The sequence below is a fragment of the Inquilinus limosus genome, from assembly GCF_051487185.1.
Classification (GTDB): Bacteria; Pseudomonadota; Alphaproteobacteria; order DSM-16000; family Inquilinaceae; genus Inquilinus; species Inquilinus limosus_F.
The window spans coordinates 105702-128298 of sequence record NZ_JAHVDK010000014.1 but is presented as its reverse complement, the minus strand read 5'-3'; the positions used below and the strand labels follow the sequence as shown (position 1 = coordinate 128298).

24 protein-coding genes and 1 riboswitch are annotated in these 22597 nt (G+C 69.2%); of the genes, 14 read left to right on the top strand and 10 right to left on the bottom strand.

Annotated features, from left to right (window positions below):
- Positions 1-16: 16 nt before the first annotated feature.
- The 8 genes from KXR53_RS17695 to KXR53_RS17660 all read left to right on the top strand — a co-directional run bounded on the left by KXR53_RS17695 (position 17) and on the right by KXR53_RS17660 (position 6966).
- Positions 17-403 carry a VOC family protein gene (locus KXR53_RS17695; protein ID WP_437376564.1) on the top strand — a complete coding sequence of 129 codons (387 nt, stop codon included), beginning with the start codon at positions 17-19 and terminating at the stop codon, positions 401-403.
- A 4-nt stretch (positions 404-407) separates the two neighbouring features.
- Positions 408-1028 carry an RNA polymerase sigma factor gene (locus tag KXR53_RS17690; RefSeq protein ID WP_437376563.1) on the top strand — a complete coding sequence of 207 codons (621 nt, stop codon included), beginning with the start codon at positions 408-410 and terminating at the stop codon, positions 1026-1028.
- Entirely contained in the window at positions 1009-1785 is a 777-nt protein-coding gene (locus KXR53_RS17685; protein WP_437376562.1) for an anti-sigma factor family protein, read from the top strand. The genes KXR53_RS17690 and KXR53_RS17685 overlap by 20 nt, the downstream gene beginning before the upstream one ends.
- Before the next feature lie 87 nt (positions 1786-1872).
- A complete protein-coding gene (locus tag KXR53_RS17680) occupies positions 1873-2586 on the top strand; it encodes a DUF6065 family protein (protein WP_437376561.1) in 714 nt (237 codons plus the stop codon).
- A 239-nt stretch (positions 2587-2825) separates the two neighbouring features.
- Complete coding sequence (locus KXR53_RS17675) at positions 2826-3038, top strand: hypothetical protein (RefSeq protein ID WP_437376560.1); 213 nt, start codon at positions 2826-2828, stop codon at positions 3036-3038.
- A gap of 271 nt (positions 3039-3309) precedes the next feature.
- Positions 3310-4827 carry a S8 family serine peptidase gene (locus KXR53_RS17670; protein WP_437376559.1) on the top strand — a complete coding sequence of 506 codons (1518 nt, stop codon included), beginning with the start codon at positions 3310-3312 and terminating at the stop codon, positions 4825-4827.
- A 101-nt stretch (positions 4828-4928) separates the two neighbouring features.
- The gene (locus KXR53_RS17665) at positions 4929-5951 is read left to right on the top strand and encodes a hypothetical protein (protein WP_437376558.1); all 1023 of its coding nucleotides are present in this window, start codon (positions 4929-4931) and stop codon (positions 5949-5951) included.
- Between the two features lies 1 nt (position 5952).
- The gene (locus KXR53_RS17660; RefSeq protein ID WP_437376557.1) at positions 5953-6966 is read left to right on the top strand and encodes a carbohydrate kinase family protein; all 1014 of its coding nucleotides are present in this window, start codon (positions 5953-5955) and stop codon (positions 6964-6966) included.
- 21 nt (positions 6967-6987) lie between these two features.
- Here the strand turns inward: KXR53_RS17660 and glyA are convergent, their stop codons facing one another.
- The 8 genes from glyA to proC all read right to left on the bottom strand — a co-directional run bounded on the left by glyA (position 6988) and on the right by proC (position 13167).
- On the bottom strand, positions 6988-8265 hold the full coding sequence (gene glyA / locus KXR53_RS17655; protein WP_437376556.1) for a serine hydroxymethyltransferase: 1278 nt from the start codon (positions 8263-8265) through the stop codon (positions 6988-6990).
- A 51-nt stretch (positions 8266-8316) separates the two neighbouring features.
- Positions 8317-8400: riboswitch (ZMP/ZTP riboswitch) on the bottom strand.
- Positions 8401-8467: 67 nt separating this feature from the next.
- Positions 8468-8803 carry a tRNA-binding protein gene (locus tag KXR53_RS17650; RefSeq protein WP_437376555.1) on the bottom strand — a complete coding sequence of 112 codons (336 nt, stop codon included), beginning with the start codon at positions 8801-8803 and terminating at the stop codon, positions 8468-8470.
- 96 nt (positions 8804-8899) lie between these two features.
- Positions 8900-9331: a phasin family protein gene (locus tag KXR53_RS17645; RefSeq protein WP_437376554.1), complete on the bottom strand. Its 432-nt coding sequence runs from the start codon at positions 9329-9331 to the stop codon at positions 8900-8902.
- A 91-nt stretch (positions 9332-9422) separates the two neighbouring features.
- Complete coding sequence (locus tag KXR53_RS17640; protein WP_437376553.1) at positions 9423-10064, bottom strand: TetR/AcrR family transcriptional regulator; 642 nt, start codon at positions 10062-10064, stop codon at positions 9423-9425.
- Positions 10065-10214: 150 nt separating this feature from the next.
- Positions 10215-11273, bottom strand: a complete 1059-nt coding sequence (locus tag KXR53_RS17635) for an aspartate-semialdehyde dehydrogenase (protein WP_437376552.1) — start codon at positions 11271-11273, stop codon at positions 10215-10217.
- A 201-nt stretch (positions 11274-11474) separates the two neighbouring features.
- Positions 11475-11882, bottom strand: a complete 408-nt coding sequence (locus tag KXR53_RS17630) for a VOC family protein (protein ID WP_437376551.1) — start codon at positions 11880-11882, stop codon at positions 11475-11477.
- 2 nt (positions 11883-11884) lie between these two features.
- Positions 11885-12373: a YbaK/EbsC family protein gene (locus KXR53_RS17625; protein ID WP_437376550.1), complete on the bottom strand. Its 489-nt coding sequence runs from the start codon at positions 12371-12373 to the stop codon at positions 11885-11887.
- Complete coding sequence (gene proC / locus KXR53_RS17620; protein WP_437376549.1) at positions 12373-13167, bottom strand: pyrroline-5-carboxylate reductase; 795 nt, start codon at positions 13165-13167, stop codon at positions 12373-12375. The genes KXR53_RS17625 and proC overlap by 1 nt, the downstream gene beginning before the upstream one ends.
- A 248-nt stretch (positions 13168-13415) precedes the next feature.
- On the opposite strand from proC, the gene KXR53_RS17615 reads away from it, so the two are divergent.
- The 5 genes from KXR53_RS17615 (at position 13416) to KXR53_RS17595 (ending at position 18459) form a co-directional block, all read left to right on the top strand.
- Positions 13416-13898: a hypothetical protein gene (locus KXR53_RS17615; protein ID WP_437376548.1), complete on the top strand. Its 483-nt coding sequence runs from the start codon at positions 13416-13418 to the stop codon at positions 13896-13898.
- 205 nt (positions 13899-14103) lie between these two features.
- Positions 14104-15162, top strand: a complete 1059-nt coding sequence (locus tag KXR53_RS17610; RefSeq protein ID WP_437376547.1) for a catalase family peroxidase — start codon at positions 14104-14106, stop codon at positions 15160-15162.
- The gene (locus tag KXR53_RS17605) at positions 15159-15731 is read left to right on the top strand and encodes a cytochrome b (RefSeq protein WP_437376546.1); all 573 of its coding nucleotides are present in this window, start codon (positions 15159-15161) and stop codon (positions 15729-15731) included. The genes KXR53_RS17610 and KXR53_RS17605 overlap by 4 nt, the downstream gene beginning before the upstream one ends.
- A gap of 247 nt (positions 15732-15978) precedes the next feature.
- Positions 15979-17760: an adenylate/guanylate cyclase domain-containing protein gene (locus KXR53_RS17600; RefSeq protein ID WP_437376545.1), complete on the top strand. Its 1782-nt coding sequence runs from the start codon at positions 15979-15981 to the stop codon at positions 17758-17760.
- Between the two features lie 372 nt (positions 17761-18132).
- A complete protein-coding gene (locus tag KXR53_RS17595; protein ID WP_437376544.1) occupies positions 18133-18459 on the top strand; it encodes a hypothetical protein in 327 nt (108 codons plus the stop codon).
- 38 nt (positions 18460-18497) lie between these two features.
- On the opposite strand, the gene KXR53_RS17590 is transcribed toward KXR53_RS17595, so the two are convergent.
- Both KXR53_RS17590 and KXR53_RS17585 read right to left on the bottom strand, forming a co-directional pair.
- Positions 18498-19238 (bottom strand): class I SAM-dependent methyltransferase, encoded by a 741-nt coding sequence (locus KXR53_RS17590; protein ID WP_437376543.1) that lies wholly within the window; start codon positions 19236-19238, stop codon positions 18498-18500.
- A gap of 251 nt (positions 19239-19489) precedes the next feature.
- The gene (locus KXR53_RS17585) at positions 19490-21058 is read right to left on the bottom strand and encodes a hypothetical protein (RefSeq protein WP_437376542.1); all 1569 of its coding nucleotides are present in this window, start codon (positions 21056-21058) and stop codon (positions 19490-19492) included.
- Between the two features lie 416 nt (positions 21059-21474).
- On the opposite strand from KXR53_RS17585, the gene KXR53_RS17580 reads away from it, so the two are divergent.
- Entirely contained in the window at positions 21475-22410 is a 936-nt protein-coding gene (locus KXR53_RS17580; RefSeq protein WP_437376541.1) for a hypothetical protein, read from the top strand.
- Positions 22411-22597 lie beyond the last annotated feature (187 nt).

Below are 22597 nucleotides of genomic sequence, written 5' to 3'. Positions count from 1 at the left end.
CCTTGGAGGACATCCTATGGGCCGGCTGCGGGAGATCGTGTTCGATTGCCGGTCGGCGCCGACCCTGGCGCGATTCTGGGCCGCGGCGCTCGACGGCTATGCCGTGCGAGCCTACGACCAGGCGGAAATCGAGCGGCTGGCGGCGCTCGGCCTGACGCCGGAGACGGATCCGACCGTCATGGTCGACGGGCCGGGGCCGAGCCTGTGCTTCCAGCAGGTTCCGGAGCGGCGATACGACAACAACCGCATCCATCTCGACATCGCCGCAGCGGATCGCGCCGCCGAGGTGCGGCGCCTGCTGGCCCTGGGCGCGAAGGTCCAGCGCGAGGCGGACGGCTACACGGTGATGCTGGACCCGGAGGGCAACCAGTTCTGCGTCGTCGAGAAGCGGGCTGAAGCCTGACGGCTTGGACGATCCGGGCAAGGCCTATAGCATTCTGCACGGCGCCGGATACGCTCTTGGGAAGCTCGACGTGACCGAAACGGATCAGTTTGGAGACCAGCTCGTCGCGCTCCTCCCGAACCTTCGCCGTTTCGCGATCTCCCTCTGCCGGTCGCGCGACGGCGCGGACGACCTGGTGCAGGCGGCCTGCGAGCGTGCGCTGGCCAATGCCGATCGCTTCGAGCCCGGCACCAGCCTTCATGCGTGGATGTTCCGGATCCTGCGCAATCTGTGGATCGACCAGATCCGGAAGCGGAACACGGCGGGGCCGCAGGAGGACGTCGATCAGCGTCGGGACATCGCCGGGGCCTCGGGCGAACGCGAGACCGAAGCCCGCCTGACGCTGAACAGCGTCGGCCAGGCGATCATGGACCTGCCCGACGAGCAGCGCGAAATCCTGCTGCTGGTCTGTGTCGAGGACCTGTCCTACCGGGAAGCGGCCGACATTCTCGGGATACCGATCGGGACGGTGATGAGCCGGCTGGCGCGTGCCAGGAAGAATCTCGCCGAGGCGGCCGGAATGACTCCGGGCTCGTCACGTTCAGAGATCATGAAGGCGAGAACGAATGACCGCACGCGCGTTTGACGACCAGACCCTCATGGCGTTCGCCGATGGTGAGCTCGACGACGAGACCGCCGCGGCCGTTGAGAAGGCTATTGAAACGGACGACGAGCTCGCCGGCCGGGTCGCCCTGTTCCTGGAAACCCGGGGGCGGGCCAAGGAGGCCTTGGCGCCGCTGCTCGAGGAGCCGGTGCCCGAGGCGCTCAGCCGCTCGGTGCGGCGGATGGCCGACGAGGCAAGGTCGAGGGGCGCGCCGTCAGATGGCGGCGAGGTGGTGCGCGTCCTCCCCGCGACCGGCCGCCGGGCGCCGTCGCTGCGGCACCGGCCCTGGGCCATGCCGCTGGCCGCGTCGTTTGCCGCGATCGTGTTCGGCCTCGGCGGGTATCTCGTCGGGATCGGTGTCCAAGGCACGCCGCAGGGGCTGGAGATGGCGGGTCTGAGCAGCCCCGCGATTTCCGAGGCGCTCGGGCGGGTGGCCTCCGGCGAGACCGCCGTTCTGGCCGGCTCCAACGACAGGCTTCGCGCCATCGCCTCGTTCCGCGATGCGGGCGGCGCCTTGTGCCGCGAATTCGAGGTCGACACCGCGGGCGGCGCCACCGTGATCTCCGTGGCGTGCCGGTCGAACGACGCGTGGTCCGTTCGCTTCGCCGTGGCCGCCCCGGCCGGCGAAGGCGGCTACGCGCCGGCCTCTTCGACGGAAGCCCTCGACGCCTATCTCGCCGCCATCGGCGCGCATGAGCCGCTGTCCCGGGAGGACGAGGCCAAGGCGTTGGGGCAATAGCCGATGACGGCGGCCGGCGATCGCGGCGATCCGGAATAAGCCTCTCCCAGTCCCGTTTATCCGGGGTAGTGAATCCGGAGGGACCCGATGCTGTCGCTCATCCGCCGGCCCGCGCCGGTCATCGCCTTCGTCTGCCAGCCGCAGGACCATGGCGTCATCGCCGAGCCGAAACCGGCCAAATCCGTCTTGCCCGACTGGTTCCGCAAGCTTCCGCCGGTCGACAAGGAGCACCTCACCGTCGCCAACAACGGGCTGACGGTGAAGCGCTGCATGCCGTTCCTCGACGCCATGGCGACGGGGTGGATCCTGCCGCTGGCGGCGACGGTGCGCCTCGACATCAGAGACGGCGGCTGCACCGTCGAGGCGGGATGGGAGTTCGACCGGGTGATGGTGAGCAATCACGGGGCGCATCAGGTCGCGGGGAACCCGAAGGAACCCCGCCCGCCGTGCAAGTTCCACAATTACTGGTCGATCCGGACGCCGCCCGGCTGGAGCTGCCTGTTCCTGCCGCCGCTCAACCGGCCCCCGCAGCCCTTCGAATGCGTCGCCGGCATCGTCGACACCGACACATACACGGCCCACATCCACTTCCCGTTCTTCGCCACCGCGCCCGACGGCCTCCATGTGATCGAGAAGGGCACGCCGCTGGTCCAGGTCATCCCGTTCCGCCGCGACGAGGCGGCGGTCAAGGCGGAGATCCGGGCCGAGACCGCCGGCGAGACGCGAGAGCGCGAAACGGTCCACCGGAACACGATCGCCGGCGAAGGCTGGTACCGCCGATGGGCGCGTGCCGCCCGATAATGCCGACGGCCCTGAAGATTGCGCTCTATCGTCATCGCGAGGAGCGAAGCGACGTGGCGATCCAGCGGCACCGCCCTCCTGGATTGCCACGCCCCTTCGGGGCTCGCAATGACGGGCTATATTTCTGGCCGCTGGTGCAGGAACTTCGTCCCGACAAAACGATGCGGGGGCCCTGAGGGCCCCCGCACTTTTCTATCGACGCTCAGCGCCAGGACCAGCGCTGCTCGCCGCCACTCGAATTGGACGAGCTGTTCGAGGATGAGTTCGAGCTCGAGTTGCTCGAGGAGTTCGAGCTCGAGTTGCTGGACGAGTTGGAGCTCGAGTTCGACGAGCTGTTCGACGACGAGTTGGAGCTCGAATTGGACGAGCTGTTGCCGGCGACGATGATCGCGCCGTCACTGCGGCTCGTCATGACGGGCGACGCATGCTCGACATCCATGGGCGCCGCCTGATGCTCCCTCGCCTGCGCCGTGGTGCCGGCAAGCGCCGCCACGCCGGCGACCAGGGCTGACATCAGCTTCCCGTATCGGGTCATGATCTTCGCTCCTTTTCCAGACTGGACCGGGCTTCGGTCCGCAGGGGGAACGGGCGGCCTCGCCGAATATTCCGGGGCTGATCGGGGCATCGCCGGTTTCGGCCGATCCACGGTTTGGAATACGATCACGCACGACCCGTTCAACGCACATCGGCCGCGCCGCCCGGTTGATCAGGAGACACAACGCCGTGGCTTCAGTTCTTCGCCGCTTCGCTCTGGGCGTCCTGTTTCTCTTGGGCGGGAGCGCGATTCCCGGCCTGCCGTTCGCCGGCGACGGATCTCATTTCGCCTCGACGGCACTCGCCGACGACGATGGCGGCGGCGACGACGGCGGCGGCGACGATGGCGGCGGCGACGATGGCGGCGGCGGTGATGATGGTGGCGGCGGTGGCGGGCGCTCGGGCGGCGGATCCGGCGGCGGCCGCGGCGGCGGACGGGACGGCGGCGACGGTCCCGACGACGACGGGTTTTCGATCTTCGACGGCCTGTTCGGTCGCGACGACCCACCGCCGGCGCGCCCCCGGACCAGGCGCGCGGCCCCGCCGCCGCCCGCCTATGCGCCCGCCGAGCTGGTCGCGGTCGGCAGTGCGGCGGACATGGCCGCGGCCGAGGGTCTCGGCTTCGCCATTATCGCCGATGCGCAGCTCGATCTCCTGGGCAGCCGGCTGGCGCGGCTGCGCGTTCCGCGCGGCTGGACGCTGACGGAGGCGCGCCAGCGGCTGGTGGAGGCGAGGCCCGGGGTCACGGTCGACCTCAATCACTACTACCGCCCGAACCAGGAGCCCGCATGCGCCGCCCAGCCCTGCCTGGCACGGTCGCTGATCGGCTGGCCGAGGGACGGCGTGCCGTCGGCCGCGGCCCCGCGCATTGGCCTGGTCGATACCGGCATCAATCTCGCCCATGAGGCCCTGCGGGGCCAGCGGATCGATCTGGTCGCGCTCTCCGACGAGCCCCGCGACCCCTCCTCCAAGATCCATGGCACGGCCGTCGCGGCGCTGCTGGTCGGTGCCAGGGGCAGCCGGACGCCCGGGCTGCTGCCCGATGCGGAGCTGGTCGCCGTCGACGCCTTCCATCGCGCCGGCGGGGATGACCGCAGCGACGTCTACGATCTCGTCCGCGCCCTGAACATCGTGGCGGCGAAGAATGTCGCCGTCGTCAATCTGAGCCTGGCCGGTCCCGACAACGGCGTGCTCCGGCGCGCCGTCGCCGCCGTCGCCGAACGGGACGTCATGATGGTGGCCGCCGCCGGCAACAACGGGCCCAACGCCGGCCCGACCTATCCGGCCGCCTATCCCGACGTGACCGTGGCGACCGCGGTCGATCGCCGGTATCGGCCGTATCGGCGGGCCGGCCGCGGCGGCCATATCGATTTCGCCGCCCCCGGCGTCGACGTCTGGACGGCGGCCTCCGTCAGCGGCGGGCGCGCCAGGACCGGGACGTCCTTCGCGGCCCCCTTCGTCACCGCCGCGATCGCCTATCTCAGGGCACGGTCGCCGGAGATGACCCGCCCCGAAGTCAAGCGGGTGCTGGCCGCCTCGGTGGAGGATCTCGGCGACCCGGGCCGCGATTCGATCTTCGGCTGGGGCCTGCTCCGCCTCGATCGGCTCGACCCGGCGGCCGGCGCCGGGCCCCTGCCGGCGCAGGACCTCCGAATCGAGGGCGGCCGCCCCGGTAACGCGGGCGAGCCCCCTATCGGCGCCGATTGACGGTCGCCAAATGTCGGACCTATCGTTGGCGCGCGCCGGCCTGTCGTCCGGCCCCGGGCCGCGCCATAGAAGCGCTGCCCGCACCGAGGAGGAGACCGAGCATGACCCGCCTGGACGAGAAGCTGGCCCGCATCCGCGCGGGACAATACAAGCGCAGCGACTTCATCATCGCCGACGCCAAGGACGGCGACATGGGGCCGAGCCTGACCTCGACCGGCCCGAAGCGCGCGCCGGACGGCAGTTGGACCCGCTACCGCAGCCGCGACGAGTTCCTCGACACCATCCGGCAGGTGGTGGAGCAGGACGTCGTCGACATCATGCTGGTCTCCGCCTCGAACCTGGAGCGGCTGGTCGAGACCGGCACCTTCCGCAACAGCCGGGTCAAGCCGGCGATCCGCGCCAACGACACCAGCGACGTCTGGGCCGTGCGTGGCGGCAGCTACACGCAGGAGCCTTCGCGGCCCTTCCGCTCCGCCTCGCTGCCGCGGGTGATGCATGGCGGCGCGACGCCGGACCCGAAGGCGCCGGTCACCGGCACCGATCTCGGCCTCTACTCCGTCACCTTCAACAACGACCTCGAGGCCGACATCCGGTCGCTGGAAGCCTTCGCCGAATTCCGCGCCGACGCCGCCGCGAACGGCTTCAAGTATTTCCTCGAGGTGTTCAACCCGAACGTTCCCACCGGGATCGACCCGGCGGTGCAGCCGCATTACGTCAACGACTGCATCCTGCGCTGCCTGGCCGGGGTGATGAAGGCCGACCGGCCGCAATTCCTGAAGATGCCCTACAACGGCCCGAAGGCGCTGGAGGAGTTGGCCGGCTTCGACCCCAGCCTGATCGTCGGCGTGCTCGGCGGGGGCGCCGGCACCACCCGCGACTGCTTCGAGCTGCTGCACCAGGCCGAGAGATACGGCGCCCGCGTCGCCCTGTTCGGCCGCAAGATCAATCTGGCGGAATCGCCGCTGGCGATCGTGTCGCTGATGCGCCAGGTGGCGGACGGCACGATCGCGCCGGAGGAGGCGGTGAAGGCCTATCACGGCGAGTTGCAGAAGCAGGGCATCAAACCGCTGCGCCCGCTGGCCGACGACATCCAGATCACCGAAGCCGTGCTGAAGCAAGCCTGAGATGGAACGCTCCGGCATCATCTGCGGCGGCACGATCTGCATCGACGTCAACAAGGTCATCGACCGCTTCCCGCCGCAGGAGCACGTGGCGAGGATCCTGGAGGAGATGCCGGATTGCGGCGGGCCCGGCTTCAACATGGCGATCGACCTGGCCCGCCTCGGCGCGTCCTTCCCGATCCAGGTGATCGGGGTGGTCGGCGACGACGCCCATGGCCGGCTGGCGCTCGACACCTGCCGCGAGCTCGGTATCGGCGCTGAGCGGATCGCGGTGCTGCCGGGCGGCCGGACTTCCTACACCGACGTGATGATCGTGGCCGAGGGCGGGCGGCGGACCTTCTTCCACCAGGAAGGGGTCAACGCCCTGCTCTCGACCGAGCATTTCGACTTGGCCGGGTCGACCGCGAAGATCTTCCATGTGGGGTCGCCCGGGGTGCACGCCCGGATGGACGCGCCCCAAGGAAACAGCAACGGCTTTTCCGAGGTGCTGGCCCGCGCCAAGGCCACCGGCCACCAGACCAATCTGGAGCTGGTCGGGGTCGCGGGAGAGCGGCTGCGCGACCTGGCCCTGCCGTGCCTGCCGCTGCTCGACAGCATCATCATCAACGAATCGGAGGCGACGGCGCTGACCGGGGTCGAGACGCATCGCGACGGCCGGCCGGACTGGGCGCTGGTCGAGGAAGCGGCGGCGGCGCTGATCCGGATGGGCGTGTCCAGCCTGGCCGTCGTGCATTTCCCGGACGGCGTGGTCGCCGCCGACCGCGACGGCCGCCTCTGGCGCCAGGGCGCGGCCTGGGTGGCGCCGGAGAGGATCAAGAGCACCAACGGCGCCGGCGACGCCCTCGCCGCCGGCGTCATGCTCGGGCTGCACGAGGGCTGGCCGGTCGAGAAGGGCCTGCGGCTGGGCGTCTGTGTCGCGGCGCTCAGCCTCGGCTCTTACAGCACCTCGCGCGCCATCCCCTCGGCGGCGGAATGCTTCGCCTATGGGGAGAAGGCGGGGTTCAGGCCGACGGCTTGACCCCGCCCACTCCGTCCCCGCTCAGCCCGGGATCGGGAACCGCCGGGCGAAGTCCCGCACCGCGTTCGCCAGCGCCGGCTCGGGCCGCGCGCCGGTGATCGCGTCGACCACGAGTTCGGCCAGCGCCGTCATCTGGCCCTCGCGCATGCCGCGGGTGGTGACCGCCGGGGTGCCGAGCCGCAGCCCGGACGGGCGCAGCGGCGGCCGCGGGTCGTCCGGCACCACCTGCTTGTTGGAGACGAGGCTCACCCGGTCCAGCCGCTCCTGCGCCTCGGCGCCGTCGACGCCGAAGCTGGCGGCGACGTCGACCACCATCAGGTGGTTGTCGGTGCCGTCGGTCACCAGCCGCGCGCCCCGCGCCTGCAGCGCCTCGGCCAGTGCCTTGGCGTTGTCCAGCACCCGGCGGGCGTAGGCCCGGAACTCCTCCTGCGCCGCCAGGTGCAGCGCCGTGGCCAGGGCGGCGACCTGGTCCATATGCGGCCCGCCCTGCAGCCCGGGGAACACCGCCTGGTCGATCGCCTTGGCGAAGGGCGCTCGGCACAGGATCAGCCCGCCGCGCGGCCCGCGCAGCGTCTTGTGCGTGGTGGTGGTGACGACGTCGAAGCCGGCCGCCAGCGGGTTCGGCAGCGCCCGGCCGGCGATCAGCCCGCCGATATGCGAGACATCGGCCATGGTGATCGCCCCGACCTCGTCTGCGATCGCCTTGAAGGCGGCATAGTCGATGTCGCGCGGATAAGAGGAGAAGCCGGTGATCAGCAGCTTCGGCCGCTCGCGCCGGGCGATCTCGCGGATCGCGTCGAAGTCGAAGCCGCCGCCGGCCACGGTGCCGTAGCGGAGGAAGCGGAAGATCCGGCCCATGGCCGAGACCGGGGCGCCGTGGGTCAGGTGGCCGCCATGCGACAGGTCCATCGCCAGGATGGTGTCGCCCGGCTGCAGCAGGCCGAAATACACCGCCTGGTTCATCGGCGACCCGGACAGCGGCTGGACATTGGCATGCTCGGCCCCGAACAGGGCCTTCGCCCGGTCGCGGGCCAGCACCTCGATCTCGTCGGCATGGATGTTGCCGCCGTAGTAGCGGCGGCCCGGCAGCCCCTCGGCGTATTTGTCGGCGAAGACCGAGCCGAGCAGCGGCCGCAGCTCGGGGAAGGCGTGGTTCTCCGACGCGATCAGGGTCAGGCCCTGGCGCTGCCGCCGCTCCTCGCGCTCCAGGATCGCGGCGGCTTCGGGATCGGCCGCGGCCAGGAGGACGCGCGGATCGAGGCCGGCGGGCGCCGGATCGGGCTGGTGCTGATAGTCCATGAGGATCTCCGTTTCGATGCCCAAACAAAGATCGCCTGACCAGCTTCCAAGGAAGGCTGCCCAGGCGAGCGGCATCGAAACGGTCCTCCACGCTCCCTCGGGGTGCTCCCCGTCTCGCCAGTCACGTGGAGGGTATGGCCGATCTTGCGATCGCGACGATGATCGGCGGGATCGCGCTCCCGGTCAATGGGGCGAGCGCGCCCTAATACAGCCGCCCGCCATTCGGCACCGGCCGCTCGACCGCGGCCAGCACGACATTGCCGTCGGCGTCGGGGAAGCCCAGCACCAGGATCTCAGAGATGAAGCGGCCGATCTGCTTCGGCGGGAAGTTCACCACCGCCGCGACCTGGCGGCCGAGCAGCGTCTCCGGCGCGTAGTGCACGGTCAGCTGGGCGGAGCTGCGCTTCTGCCCGATCTCCGGCCCGAAATCGACGGTCAGCTTGTAGGCCGGCTTGCGCGCCTCGGGATAGGGTTCGACCGCCACGATGGTGCCGACCCGGATGTCGACCTTGGCGAAATCGTCATAGCTGATCGTCATTCTGCCCTCCGCAAAGCCGGCGCACACTGCCGCGCCGCCGCCCGGAAGGCAAGCCGCGGAAGGCCGCCGAAAGCGGCCTTCCCGTTCAATCCTGGATCAGCGCTTCGTGGGGGTCTTCAGGACCGTCTTCAGCTCGTCGAAGCTGGCGCTGACGCGCTTGCTGACGATCTCCGCCGCCTCGGTGTTCGACTTGGCGAGCAGCTCGGCCAGCTCCTTCATGTCGGCGATCGCCTTCTCGAAGGCGGCCTTGGCCAGCTCCGTCTGCTTCGCCAGCTTCTCCTCCGGCGCGCCCGCGGCGACGGCGTTGGAGAACTGGCTCTGCAGCTCGGCCATGTTCTGGCGCAGGATCTCGCCCTGGCGGCGGGCGAAGGCCTGCAGCCCCTCGACCGCGGTGCGGTTGGCGGCGGTCAGCGCCTCGATGTTCTTGCGCTGGGCCTGCAGCACCGCGTCGAGGTCGACGCCCGGCAGCTTGAACTCGCTCAGCACCTTGGTGAAGTCGACGTCCCAGACCGGCGGCACCTTGCTCATGGCCTACTCCCAATGTGCACAAGAAAGCAGCACCTTACACGGCTCGCACCGCATCGCAAAACATATTTGTGCACTGCAACAAAACAGTCGTTCAGTGCAGGGTCGGTTCGGGTCCTCCCACCGCTTCCGGCGCCGCCGGCGGTTCCGCGCGGCGCGTCGCGCGGCCGCGGCCGAAGGTGTTCTCCCACTGCTCGGCCTGGCGCAGCCGCTGGTCCAGCGCCTTCATGGTGCGGTCGAGATCCGGCGAATCATCCTGCTCCCAGACCCGCAGCACCAGCCCATAAATCAGGCACAGGGCCTGCACCCGCGCTTGGCCGAGCAGCCCGGATGTCGAGATGCCGGCGGATTGCAGCGTCCAGCGCATCGACAGCTCGACCTGCCTTGCCTGCAGCAAAGTGGCGAGCGGGTCGAGCCGCAGGTCGCGCAGGATCGCCTTGACCCCGGCGCGATGGCCCGACAGCACGTCGAAGCGGCGCATCAGCAGGTCGAACAGCCGGTCGCGCGGGCTCTCCTCCGCGCCCGGCAGGCCCTCGGATAGCACCGCCTGGTCGATCATCCGGCTGAACCCGGCCAGGAGCTCCGTCTTGGTCGGGCAGTGGCGGTACAGCGCCGACATCGGCACCCGCGCCGCCTGGGCGACATCCGCCAGGGTCAGCGTGCGCCAGCCCCTCTCCGCCGCCAGGTCGACCGCGGTGGTGACGATGTGGTTCGCGATATCGGCCTTCTTCGGCATGGTCCCCGCCCTTCCGCGATCGGCCCTTCGGCCCCCGGATCTTCAGCCCCGCACGGAGCGGATGCAGTCGGTTCCAATCTAGCCCAATTCCGGCGCAAAGCGAGCCCGGGACCATCCGGGGCGGCGTCGCGCCCCGGCGTCGGGCGGCCGTCACGGTCGCCGCAGATGCTCCAGGATCTGGACGGCGTTGAGCGCCGCGCCCTTCAGCAGCTGGTCGCCGGAGATGAACAGGGCCAGCGATCGTCCCGTGGGATCGCCGAGATCCGTCCGAATGCGGCCGACCAGCACCTCGTCGCGGCCGCTGGCCTCGGACGGCATCGGGAAGTGGTTCGCGGCGCGGTCGTCGACCAGGCGCAGGCCGGGCGCGCCCGCCAGCAGGCCCCGCGCCTCCTCCGGCGTCACCGCGGCGTCGAATTCGACCGACAGGGCGATCGAATGGGCGCGCAGCACCGGCACCCGGATGCAGGTGATGCCGATCGGGAGATCCGGGGCGCCGAGGATGCGCCGCGTCTCGGCGATCGCCTTCAGCTCCTCGCCGTTGTAGCCGCTGGCCGGGTCGACCTCGGCGTTGTGGCTGAACAGGTTGAAGGCATAGGGATGAGGCAGCACCTTGGGCGTGAAGGGCAGGCCCTGCAGATGCGCGGCCGTCGCCGCCCGCAGCTCCTCCATCGCCGCGGCGCCGGCGCCCGAGGCGGCCTGGTAGGTCGCCGCCGTCACGCGCCGCAGCGGATGCGCCCGGTGCAGCGGCGCCAGCGCCACCGTCATGATCGCCGCGACGCAATTGGGATTGGCGATGATCCCGGCATGGCCCGCCAGCGCCGCGGCGTTCACCTCCGGCACCACCAGCGGCACCTCGGGCTGCATGCGGAAGGCCGAGGAATTGTCGACGACCACGGCCCCGGCGTCGACGGCGGCCTGCGCATAGCGCCGGGAGATGCCGGACCCGGCCGAGAACAGCGCGATGTCGACGCCGGCGAAGCTGCCCTCGGTCAGTTCTTCGACCACCAGGTCACGACCACGGAACGGGATCCGCCGGCCGGCCGAGCGGGCCGAGGCCAACAGCCTCACCTCCGCCGCCGGGAAGCGCCGCGCCTCCAGGCAGCGCAGCAGCTCGATGCCGACAGCGCCGGTGGCGCCGACGATCGCGATCACGGGATCAGGCGCGCGCAGGCCGCGCGGCGCCTCTTGCAGATCGGGGGATGAGAGCACGATGTCGTCCTTCCTGCTGGCCGGGAGGGACAATGGCTGAACCTGCTGGCCCCGTCCGTCCTCGGCGGGGCCTCTGGTTGCTATGTCGCAGCGGTCACCGCGCGCACCAGAGAACGCCCGCCGCAGCGGTCGTCTTGGTGGTGCGCTTCAGGGTGATCGTCGTCGCCATGCACCCGTCGTAGCGTCCTGCCGCAGGACAAGTCAACGACCAGCCGTCGCGCCTCGCCCCGCCTCCCGCTGTTGGCACACGGCTTCGAGCTTGTGGCCGTCCGGATCGAACACGAAGGCGGCGTAGTAGGCCGGCCCGTAATGCGGCCGCAGCCCGGGCGCGCCGGCATCCCGCCCACCCTGCGCCAGGGCAGCGGCGTGGAAGCGGTCGACGGCTTCGCGTGTCGCGGCGTTGAAAGCGAGGTGGAAGCCAGGCCCGGGCGGCACAACCGGCTGCGGCTGCAGCATGAGGGCCAGCTTGTCGTTGCCGCCGGGCGGACCATAGCCTGCGGCCCTCGCATTGGCCCACACCCGCACCATGCCGACCGGGGCCAGCACCGCATCGTAGAATTGGATAGCGCGATCCAGGTCGTAAACGCCGAAGGACAGATGGCCGATCATGATCAGCGCTTCGTGATGTCTGCGACCACCCCGCCGGTCAGCGCCACCAGCTGGTCCGGCGTCAGCGCGAAGACGGAGTTCGGCGTCCCGGCCGCGGCCCAGATCCGCGGCAGGGCCAGCAGGTCGCGGTCGATCACCACATGCGGCGGGGTGGCGTGCCCGACCGGGGCGACGCCGCCGATGGCGAAGCCGGTGGCGTCGCGCACGAAGCCGGCATCTGCCCGCTCGATCCGGGCGCCGTCGATGCGGTCGGCCAGGGCCGCGGCCACCGCCGTCTCGTCGACCCGGTTGACGCCGCTGGCGATCACCAGCACCGGCCGGTTGCTGCCGCGGGCGCGGAACACCAGCGACTTGGCGATCTGCGCCACCGCGCAGCCGATCGCCGCCGCGGCGTCGGCCGAGGTGCGGGTGGATGCGTCGAACACCCGGATCTCGGGCGCATGCCCCGCCGCCGCCAGCGCGGCGGCGACGCGCTCGCTGCTGCTGGCCATTACGCCAGCTCGCGGCCGCGCTGCGTGGCGGCGGCCACCGCCCGTGTCATCAGCGGCTGCAGCCCGTCCGGCGCCATCAGCACGTCGAGCGCCGCCTGGGTGGTGCCCTTCGGGCTGGTCACGGCGATGCGCAGCTCGGCCGCGCTCTCGCTCGCGGCCCCGGCCAGGGCCCCGGCGCCGACCACGGTCTGCCGCGCCAGCTTCATGGCAAGCTCGGCCGGCAGACCGGCGGCGCGGCCGGCCTCGGCCAGGGTCTCGATCAGGTGGAAGACATAGGCCGGGCCGCTGCCGGAGACGGCGGTGACGGCGTTCATCAGCGCGTCGTCCTCGATCCAGGCGGTCTGCCCCGCGGCCTGCATCAGCGTCTCGGCGCGCCGGCGCTGCGCCGGCGTGACCGCGGCGTTCGCCACCAGGACGGAGATGCCCTGGCCGATCGCGGCCGGGGTGTTCGGCATGGCGCGGACGATCGCGGCCTCCGCCCCCAGCCCCTCTTCGAGATACGCCAGGGTGCGGCCGGCGGCGATCGACAGGAATAGGGTGCCGGGCCGAACGAAGCGGCGATAGGCGGGCAGCGCCTCCGGCATCATCTGCGGCTTCACCGCCAGCACCACCACCTCCGGCGCCAGATCGGCCGGCAGCCCGGCGGCGTTGCGCACATGGTGCAGGCGCGGATCGGCGAGGCTCAGATCCGCCGGCTCCACCGCCCAGATCCGGTCGGCGGCCTTGCCGGCCAGCCAGCCCTTGACCAGCGCGCTTCCCATCCGGCCGCAGCCGACCAGCAAGAGATCGGACACCTGTCGCTCCCCGTTCCGTCGAGACGCGCCATCATGGCGCTGTCCCGGGCGGGCGCAAGCTCCTTGCGGGCCGGGCCTGCGCATCGCCTCCCGGCGCGCGCACCGGACGCTGCGAATCCTGGACGAATGCTCTCCGTTTCTTAAGGTGCGGACACCCTGGCTTTGCCGGAAATTGAGGCTCAGAATCCCTGCTGCCGAGACGGATGCGAAGCGCCGCCGCCCCGGCGCCGAAGATGGAGAGCGAAGCCATGGTCACCCTCACCCGCGCGGCCGCCGTCCTCCTTGCCGGCCTGACGGCCGCAGCGCCGGCCTGGTCCCAGACCACCGTGATCCAGTCTCCTGCCGCGCCGGCCCCCGCGACCGTGCCGGAGAAGGCGATGCCCTATCCGGTGCCCCCGGGCACCCAGGTCGAGCAGCCCCGCCAGTCGCCGGTCGCGCCCGAACCGCGCCATCCCGCGATCTCGGCGACAGCCGGCGGGGCGGCGCCGACCGATCCGCGCAACTATGCGACGAACACGCCGATCACCGTAACCGGCCGGATCGACGGCGTCTCCCGCCGCGGCGGCGTGACCTCGTTCCGCCTGCAGACGCCGACCGAGGCCTGGACCGTGGTGGTGCCGCCCGACCAGCCCGGCAATGTCGCCAGCGGCCGCCGCGTCACGGTGGTCGGCTACCCGCATGTCGAGATCCGGAACCAGCTGCTGGCCCAGAGCATCACCGCCGGCAGGTGACCCCGGCCGCCTGCGCCCGACCTATCCCTTGGTATGACCCGTTCTAATCGCACGTCCGATAAGCCGGACGGGCTGGGTCCGCTACCTTGTCTCTGCACAGCGGCTCTCCCCCCAACACCGCTGATGTTCGCCGCCCGCCACTGTCCCTGCCCCCGGACAGTGGCGGGCCTCCCTTCCCGATGGCGAAACGCACAGCGAGGATGGAATGCCCCAGCCGCAACGATCGCCCGGGCGTGCCGTGCTCGGGTCGCTGGCCTTGATCGCGGTTATCGTCGGCACCGGCGCCGCGGCCTTCGCCTACACGGCGGGCTGGCTTTCTCCCCAGCGCCTCACCCCGGACAGGCTGGTGGCGGCGCTGGCGCCGCCCGGCGGCCCGGCGCTCGGCCATCGCCGCAACCACGCCAAGGGCATCTGCTTCACCGGCGTCTTCGAGTCCAACGGCGCCGGGGCCGCGCTGTCGAAGGCCCGGGTCTTCGCCGCGGGCGAGTACCCCGCCCTCGGGCGCTTCAACCTCGGCTCCCCGAATCCGGAGGCGGCGGACGCGACGGTCCGCGTGCGGGGCCTGGGGCTGCAAATCTCGACGCCGGACGGGCAGGAATGGCGCACCGCCATGATCGACCCGCCCTTCTTCCCGGTGGCGACGCCGCAGGCCTTCTACGAGCTGCTGACCGCCTCCGGCAGCAAGGACCCGGACGCGATGAAGCGCTTCACCGCGGCGCATCCGGAATTCGCCGCCTTCGCCGCCTGGGCGCAGAGCGCGCCCTGGGCCGGCAGCTACGCCGAGGACCGGTTCAACAGCCTCAACAGCTTCGTCTTCACCGATAGCTCCGGCACGGACCACACGGTGCGCTGGTCGCTGCTGCCGGCGGCGCAGCCGGTGCCCGTGCCGCAGGGGGAGCTGGCGAAGCTCGGTCCGGATTTCCTGGAGCAGGATATCACCCAACGCGTCGCCGCCGGGCCGCAGCGCTGGACCATGACGGTGACGGTCGCCGACCCGGGCGACCCGACCGCGGACCCGAGCAAGGCCTGGCCGGCGGATCGCCGCACCATCGAGGTCGGCACGCTCGTCGTGCGGCAGATCGAGGCCGAGCGGGACGGCCCCTGCCGCGACATCAACTTCGACCCCACCATCCTGCCCGACGGCATCCGCACCTCGGACGACCCCTTCCCCGCCGCGCGGTCGGCCGCCTATGCCCGGTCCTACGATCTCCGCACGGCGGAAGAGCAGGACTATCCGCGAACCGCGACGGGAGCGAAGCCATGACCGGCCGCCGGCACTTCACCGCGTCCCAGCGCCTGCTGCACTGGCTGCTGGCCGTCTGCATCCTGGCCATGCTGTTCATCGGCGTCGGCATGGTGTCCACCGTCATGCCGAAGCATCTGACGCTGGTGGCGATCCACAAGCCGCTCGGCATCGCCATCCTGGTGCTGGCGCTGGTCCGGCTGGGGCTGCGCCTGCGCTATGGCGCGCCGGCCCTGCCGGCCGACATGCCCGAGCCGATGAAGCTCGCCGCGCACCTGTCCCACATCGCCTTCTATCTGCTGATGATCGCCATGCCGCTGATCGGCTGGGGGATGCTGTCCGCTGCCGCCTATCCGGTCGTGCTGTTTCCCGGCGTCACCCTCCCGCCGATCCTGCCGCAGGACGCCGGCCTTCACGCGCTGCTCTGGACCGCGCATGTGTATCTGGCCTTCGCCTTCTTCGCGCTGATCCTGCTGCATGTCGCGGCGGCGCTGTATCACGCCTTGGTGCGGCGCGACGGCGTGTTCGAGGCGATGGCGCCCGTCCCGGCCCGCGACGGCGCCGCCCCGTCCGAACGCCAGGTGGTCTGAACGGAGCGGCGCCGCAGGGATCGACGCCCTCCCTCGATAGTACTCACTGGGGATTTTCTCAACACTATCCGCCATTTGCGGACATCGCCCCTGCGCCGCAGAAGCGGACATTCGTCGGCTGGCCGGAGTAGACCCGAAGGAGTCTTCGGCCGATATGCGTCGGGCGGCCCTCATTGACGAGCGGGATCGGGCTTGGGGAACCTTCGCAGGGGCTTTATGCTAATTTGAATCGAGGGCAGCTGGCGCCATGGGCGAGACGCGGAAAATCGCGGCGATCCTGGTCGCGGATGTGGTCGGCTACAGCCGCCTCGCCAGTGCAGACGAGGATCGCATCCTGGCGCGGCTGCGGACGCTGCGCAGCGATCTGATCGATCCGACCATCGCCGTGCACAATGGCCGCGTGGTCAAGCGCACCGGAGATGGAAGCCTCATCGAGTTCCGCAGCGTGGTGGACGCCGTGCGCTGCGCCGTCGAGGTGCAGACTGCCATGGTCGAGCGCAATGCCGGCGTGCCGCCTGAGCATCGCATCGAATTCCGCGTCGGCATCCATCTGGGCGATGTCGTGGAGGAGAGCGACGGCGACTTGATGGGCGATGGCGTCAATATCGCGGCGCGATTGGAAGGACTTGCCGAGCCCGGCGCGATCTGTCTTTCCGAAGACGCCTACCGCCAGGTGAGAGCGCGGCTCGATCTCGCCGTGACCGATCTCGGCGAGACCCAGCTCAAGAACATAGCCCAACCGATCCGGGTCTATTCGCTTCAGGTCGGGGTCGCCTCACAGGCGAAACCGGCCCTACCAGCGCATCCCCGCGCGTCGGAAGGACCTTCGGCGCGGCCACCCGTTCCCGACAAGCCCTCCATCGCCGTGCTCGCGTTCAACAACATGAGCGGCGATGCCGAACAGGAGTACTTCTCCGACGGCATCAGCGAGGACATCATCACGGACCTCTCGAGGCTGTCCGAGTTGCACGTCATCGCCCGCAATTCGTCCTTCGTATACAAGAAGGCGGCAGTCTCGGTGCCGGACGTGGCCAAGGCGCTCGGCGTCCGCTACGTGCTCGAGGGCAGCGTGCGCAAGGCAGGCAGCCGGGTGCGGGTCACGGCCCAATTGATCGATGCGAGCCACGGCGGGCATGTCTGGGCCAACCGGTTCGATCGCGACCTCACCGACATTTTCGCGGTACAGGACGAACTCACGCAGGAGATTGTGGCTGCGCTCAAGGTGAAGCTCGCGGGTGGCCCCGATCGGTTAGCCGGGGCGCGCCCAGTCAACGTCGAGGCGTACGAATTCTTCTTGCGTGGCCGGGAGCAGGCGTGGGCGCACACCCGAGCCGGAAACATCGCGACGCGCGGCTTGGCAGAAGCCGCCATCGCCATCGATCCCGACTATGCGGCGGCCCATGCACTCATCGCCTTCACCCATGTGCTCGATTACATCAACGCCTGGAGCAACGATCCGGAGCACTCGCTGCGGATCGGGCGAGAGCTCGCGGAGCAGGCGGTGGCGATGGCCGAGGACCAGCCCAACGGTCACTTCGCGTTGGGATTGGCTTGCCTGTGGGGCCGGGAGCTGGACCGGGCGTGGACAGAGGCGCAGCGGGGCCTCGCGCTTTCGCCCAACTCGGTCCAACTCCTCATGTTGATGGCCCATGTCCAGATATTCTCCGGCGATCCCGCAGGCGCCCTCGAGACGCTTGACGCTTCGATGCGGTTGGACCCGCACTATCCAGAACTCCTGCTCCAGTTTATCGCCGAGGCACGCTTCTCTCTCGGCGAGTATGAGCAGGCGATTGCCGCGATCGAGCAGCGGCTCGCACGCAACCGGCGATCGGACGTCGCCTATGCCCTGCTCGCATCCTGCTACGGCCACCTCGGCCGGCCCAAGGAGAGTCGACAGGCCTGGGAGCACGCGCTCCAGATCAATCCCGGCTTTTCTGTCACGCGTCGCCGCCGTGTCCTTCCCTTCCGGAACCCGGAGGACTTCGAGCGCCGCGTCGAAGGACTGCACAAGGCAGGGCTGATCGTCTGACACGTCGGCTACAATCCGTGCGGGACACGGCGTTGCGTGCATCCACGCTGCGCAGGCCAATGTCCTTCCACCTGCTGCCGATTGGGACCGGCGGGACCGCGCCACAACCAGGCCTAGCTCCGGTTTCTCAGGAGCACCTGATTTTTGCGACAGCTAGGCCTTCCGCAGTTGCCACCGAGATCAGAAAAATTCTTGGCAATCAGGTTTGATCCCTATCCGATCGGGATCGGCGCAAAGCTTCAACGATCTTCATCCTATTCTTAGATTAGACGCGAACCGGTGCGTCAAGATTGTTGCTTGATTGAGATTTACGCCAAACGGTGATCTGGCGATCTATCATAGCTGAGCATTAGTCTGCGACCGGAGGACCTCATGATCCGGGCCGTGGACAAAGACGCCGTTGAGCGCGAGATCCATGTGGCTGTGCGAGCGGTGATCCGTGATGGCATCGCCGTGCTCCCGGCAGAAGTGCGTCGGCTGGTCGGATACATGCATGGTTTGCGATATGATCGGCAGGCGGTGGAGCTGACGATCAAGCGATTCGCCTCCGAGCTGCAGCGTGCCCTCGACGCTGCCGCCCGACGGCAGGGTCGGAGCGCTCTCTCTCGGCGGCAGCGGACCGCCATGCTCGCGGATATCGACGCGGAGGCGCTCGCCGCGTTCGCCAGGCTGAGACGAAGAACCGGGTCGATGCGCTAACTGGGACGATCGCTCGCGTCAGATCCAAGACGCCCCTCTCAATATCGTCGTTGGTTCTGCGGCTCCGCCACGATCAGCATGTTCGGCGCCAGCCACCGCGGCAACCACGCGAACGGCAAGCTGCTGACCTCTCTGATCGGCGCGTTGTGTCGGATCGTCTGCGCCAGCCAGCGCCAGTCGAAGCCGATATGCCAGACCGTATGCGTCGGGATGCGGTCCATCTGATAGAGCCCGGCCCAGAACGTCTCGCGCAGGGTGCCGGAACCACGGTTGTAGCCCATCAGAGCCGAGCCGCCGTTCTTGATCCAAATCGCCGGCCCCACCTCCACCGGCACCGTCACCACGAAGAGCTTCGGCCGCACGATGCGGCAGACATTCTCGACGATACGCACGACGGCGCCTTCGGGGATGTGCTCCAGGGTCTCCAGCGCGAACACGATGTCGGCGCTGTCGGGCTGGTATTGGCTCGGATCGGCCGCATCCGCCTGCACGAACTTGCAGTTCGGACGATGCCCATGGGTGCGGCGCGCGGCATCGAGGTACTTGGCGCTGAGGTCGATGCCGGTGTAGTCGACATCATGGGCGCTGAGCAGCGGCCCCACGGCCGTGCCCGGCCCGCATCCGATATCGAGCGCCCTGATCGGGCGCCCCCCGATCGTGGCTCTGAGCTCGCCCGTCAGGCGGAGGAGTGATGTGTATCTGCCAGAGTGAATAAAACTAGTGAGCTTGTTGAAATTCTGGTTCTGCTCATATTGCGAGATCTCGGAAATTTCGCTCATGGAAAGGCTGCCCCTCTCTGGAATCGGGAACAGCGTAGCGAGACGAGGCGGCTACCGACGATTCAGCCGACGGTTGTAGGATCGAAATCCGAAGGGTGGATGCTGAGTATCTGACCGGCTAGTTGCGCCGCGTCGTCCGGACCTTGCCGACGGACCGGAAAGCGCAGAGATGCCTGGATCTTCGCTGTCGAGCGCTTCGCGGACGTCCGCGGAAGTTCGGCGGACGTCCGGACGAAGCCGACGCGTCGCCGCTACAGGATGAAGTCGCTTTCGACCAGATTGATATGGCCGCTGAGCACGATGTGGAAGTCGGAGACGGCATCGCCGTCGAGGTCGCCGGCGATGGTCGTGGTGGTCGGGCTGGTGAAGGCGAAGCGCAGCTCCACCGCGCCAGCATGTCCTGGTATTGAGTACGCACGCTGGCCGATGAAGTAGAATTCCGAGTACGGCCCAAGGTCGATCGCCGACAGGTCGATCTTGTCGCCCTGCGCATGGCTGAAATCGGTGATCCGGTCGGCATTGGCCCCGTAGAGGCTGTCGCCGATCGTCGTGAAGACGAAGCGGTCCGCTCCGGCGCCACCGGTCAGCACATCCTTGCCGATGCCCCCTTCGAGCACATCGTTGCCGTTCCAGCCCTGCAAGGTGTTGGCGAGAGCGTCACCGGTGAGGTGGTCATTGCCCTGGCTGCCGGACAGGATCTCAAAGCCCGTCAGGGTGTCGCCCTCGGCGTCGCCGCCGTGGCCGGTGCCGGTCGCAAGGTTGACCGTGACGCCCATGGAGCTGAGAAAGTAGCTGACGGTGTCGCTGCCATCGCCGCTGCCGCCGTTCAGCTGGTCCGCGCCGGCCCCGCCGCGGAGCACATCGCTGCCGCCCCGGCCGTTGAGGGCGTCGTTGCCGCCGGCGCCCTCAAGGACATTGGCGCCGGCGTTGCCGTAGAACCTGTCATTGCCCGCACCACCGAACACATTCTCGAATTCGACGAACCGGTCCTCATACTGATCGTTATTGAGGAGATCGACCGCGACGCCCTGGCCAAACCTCTGTAAGTTCAGTTGATCGATCCCGGCCCCACCCCAGCACTTGTTGATTGAGGTGCCGGGGATCACCACGTCGTCACCTTCGCCGCCGGCCAGCACGTTCGACCCGTTGTACTCGCCGTCGGCACTGATCAGCACGTCATTGCCGTCGCCTCCATCGACGATTTCATGCACGGCACCGACGACTAATCGGTCGGCGAAGGCCGAGCCCACGACACCTTCGACGCTGGTATAGGTGTCGCCCTGGGCATCGCCGCCCGTGCCGATATCCGCCAGGAGGTCGACCCTCACGCCTGCCGATGAGTGGCTATAATCCACGGTATCGAAACCGTCGCGGCCGTCGAACTGGTCGGCGCCAGCCCCACTTGTGAGAACATCGCGCCCCGCCCCTCCGATCAGCACATTGTTTCCATCCGATTGGGCGTCCAGGCGCACCCCGCCTATGAGAGTGCTGGCGTCCAGCACAATGGTGCTGTCCGCACCAGACGAGGCGATGACCGAGAATCCAAGCAGCGCATTCGAGACACGGAAATCCTCGCCGATGGTCAGGTGGACGCCGCCGGTTTCAGATCGGGCTATGACCTTCGAGAAGCCGGTGATGCCGGGATAGCCGGTAAGGTCGAGATCGATATCTCCGTTGATATCGAATTCGAGTGTGGCAGGCGATTGGGCCGTGACCGTGTCGGTCGTGTCGAAGAAGTCGAGATCGTAGACCAGCGCGGATTCATTCTGGCCGACTGTGCCGGTTTCCGGCCCGTCGACGGAAAAGATGTAATTGGCCATGTGTTTCTCCCCAAAAAATCACTTTTCACCATAATTTCTAATCATTTAGCTCAGGAACCGCAGGGGTCGGAAACTGCCAAAACGGCTGCTGCCTGCTCCCTTCGCAGTAGTCCCCGCCGTTCTTACTGAGCGACTTCGAGTTGGTAACCCGCCTCGCCCACCGTCCGGCCGCATCGATTTGACCCGACATAGCGGAATACCTGGACCATCTGCGCCAGAAGCGCCCGATAGACAGCTTGCGAGCAACCATGATGCGCTGAAGGCCGCCTTAGGGCCGACTCCAGCCGCAGCGTCATGGCGAGGAGGCGAGGCCATCCATGCCTCCGCTCCGGTATTAGGTCGGCATCGAGCGGTCGGACCGCGAGGCCATCGCGGTTTCGCTTGACTTGATGTTCCTGTTTTGTTCTAATTCAGGGATGGTCGATGCCGCCACCACAGCCGAGACGTCCGCCGCCGGGCCGGCCACGGGGCCGGACGCTTGCGATGTCGCGGCGCTGGACGAGATGCGGGATCTCGCCCTGGGACTGGCCCGGACCTTCCAGGCCCAGGGCGTCGCCGCCGCCAAGGCCGGCGATCTCGACCGCGCCGGCCAGGCCGAAGCCGGCTTCAGCCGCCTCTTCCTCGGCCTCCGCCGCGCCGTCGCGCTGAAGGCCAGGCTGCGGGAGCAGCAGGAGGAGGCGCAGCGCGCGGCCGAAGACCGCCGGGACTATCTGCTCGACGAGAAGGACGACCGGCGCCACGCCGTCGCCCAGCGCGTCTCCCGCGCCATCGCCAGGGCCAAGCCCGAGGCGCAGGAGCGGCTGACCACCGAGCTCTGGACCCGCCTGGTCGAGGACGAGCGCATCGACGCCGACCTCGCCGACACCGCCCTGCCGCTCGAGACCCTGATCCTGCGCCTCGGCCGCGACATCGGTCTGTCCCGCCGCGCCCTCGCCGTCGGCCTCGACCCCGACGGGAGGGCCGGCACCGATCGGACCGCCGCCCCACAGGGGCAAGGCAGGGGCCCGGCTGCCGGACCGGTCTCGATCTCCTCCGGCCTGCCCCCGCCGCGCACGACGGACTTCACCCCCGGAACCTACCGCACCATCCCGGCGGCCGATCTCGGCCTGCCGGGGGACGCGATCTACAACCTCAACACGACCACCGGCGAGATCTTCGCCCCCGGCGGCAAGCTCTTCCGCAAGCTGCCCATGGACGATCGGCCGCCTGATCCCGCCGACACCGGCCCGCCCGCAGCCGCATCGCCGCCCGATCCGGGGCCGCCGAAACCCGAAGACCGCGGCCGCCGCCAGGTCGGCGGGGAATGGACCGCGATGCAGATCATTGCCCGCAGCATGGGCCGGTACGGCTGACGCCCCGCGTCAGCCGGCGATCGGCGCTGGCCACGGATGGGCCGGGGCCATCCCCTCACCCGAAATCGCTGCCGCGATTTCGATCTCTCCCCGAGGAGAGGTGAAGGGGACGCGCTCTTACTCCCCTCTCCTCGGGGAGAGGGAGGGGCCCGTCGCCCGAAGGGCGATGGGAGGGTGAGGGGGATTC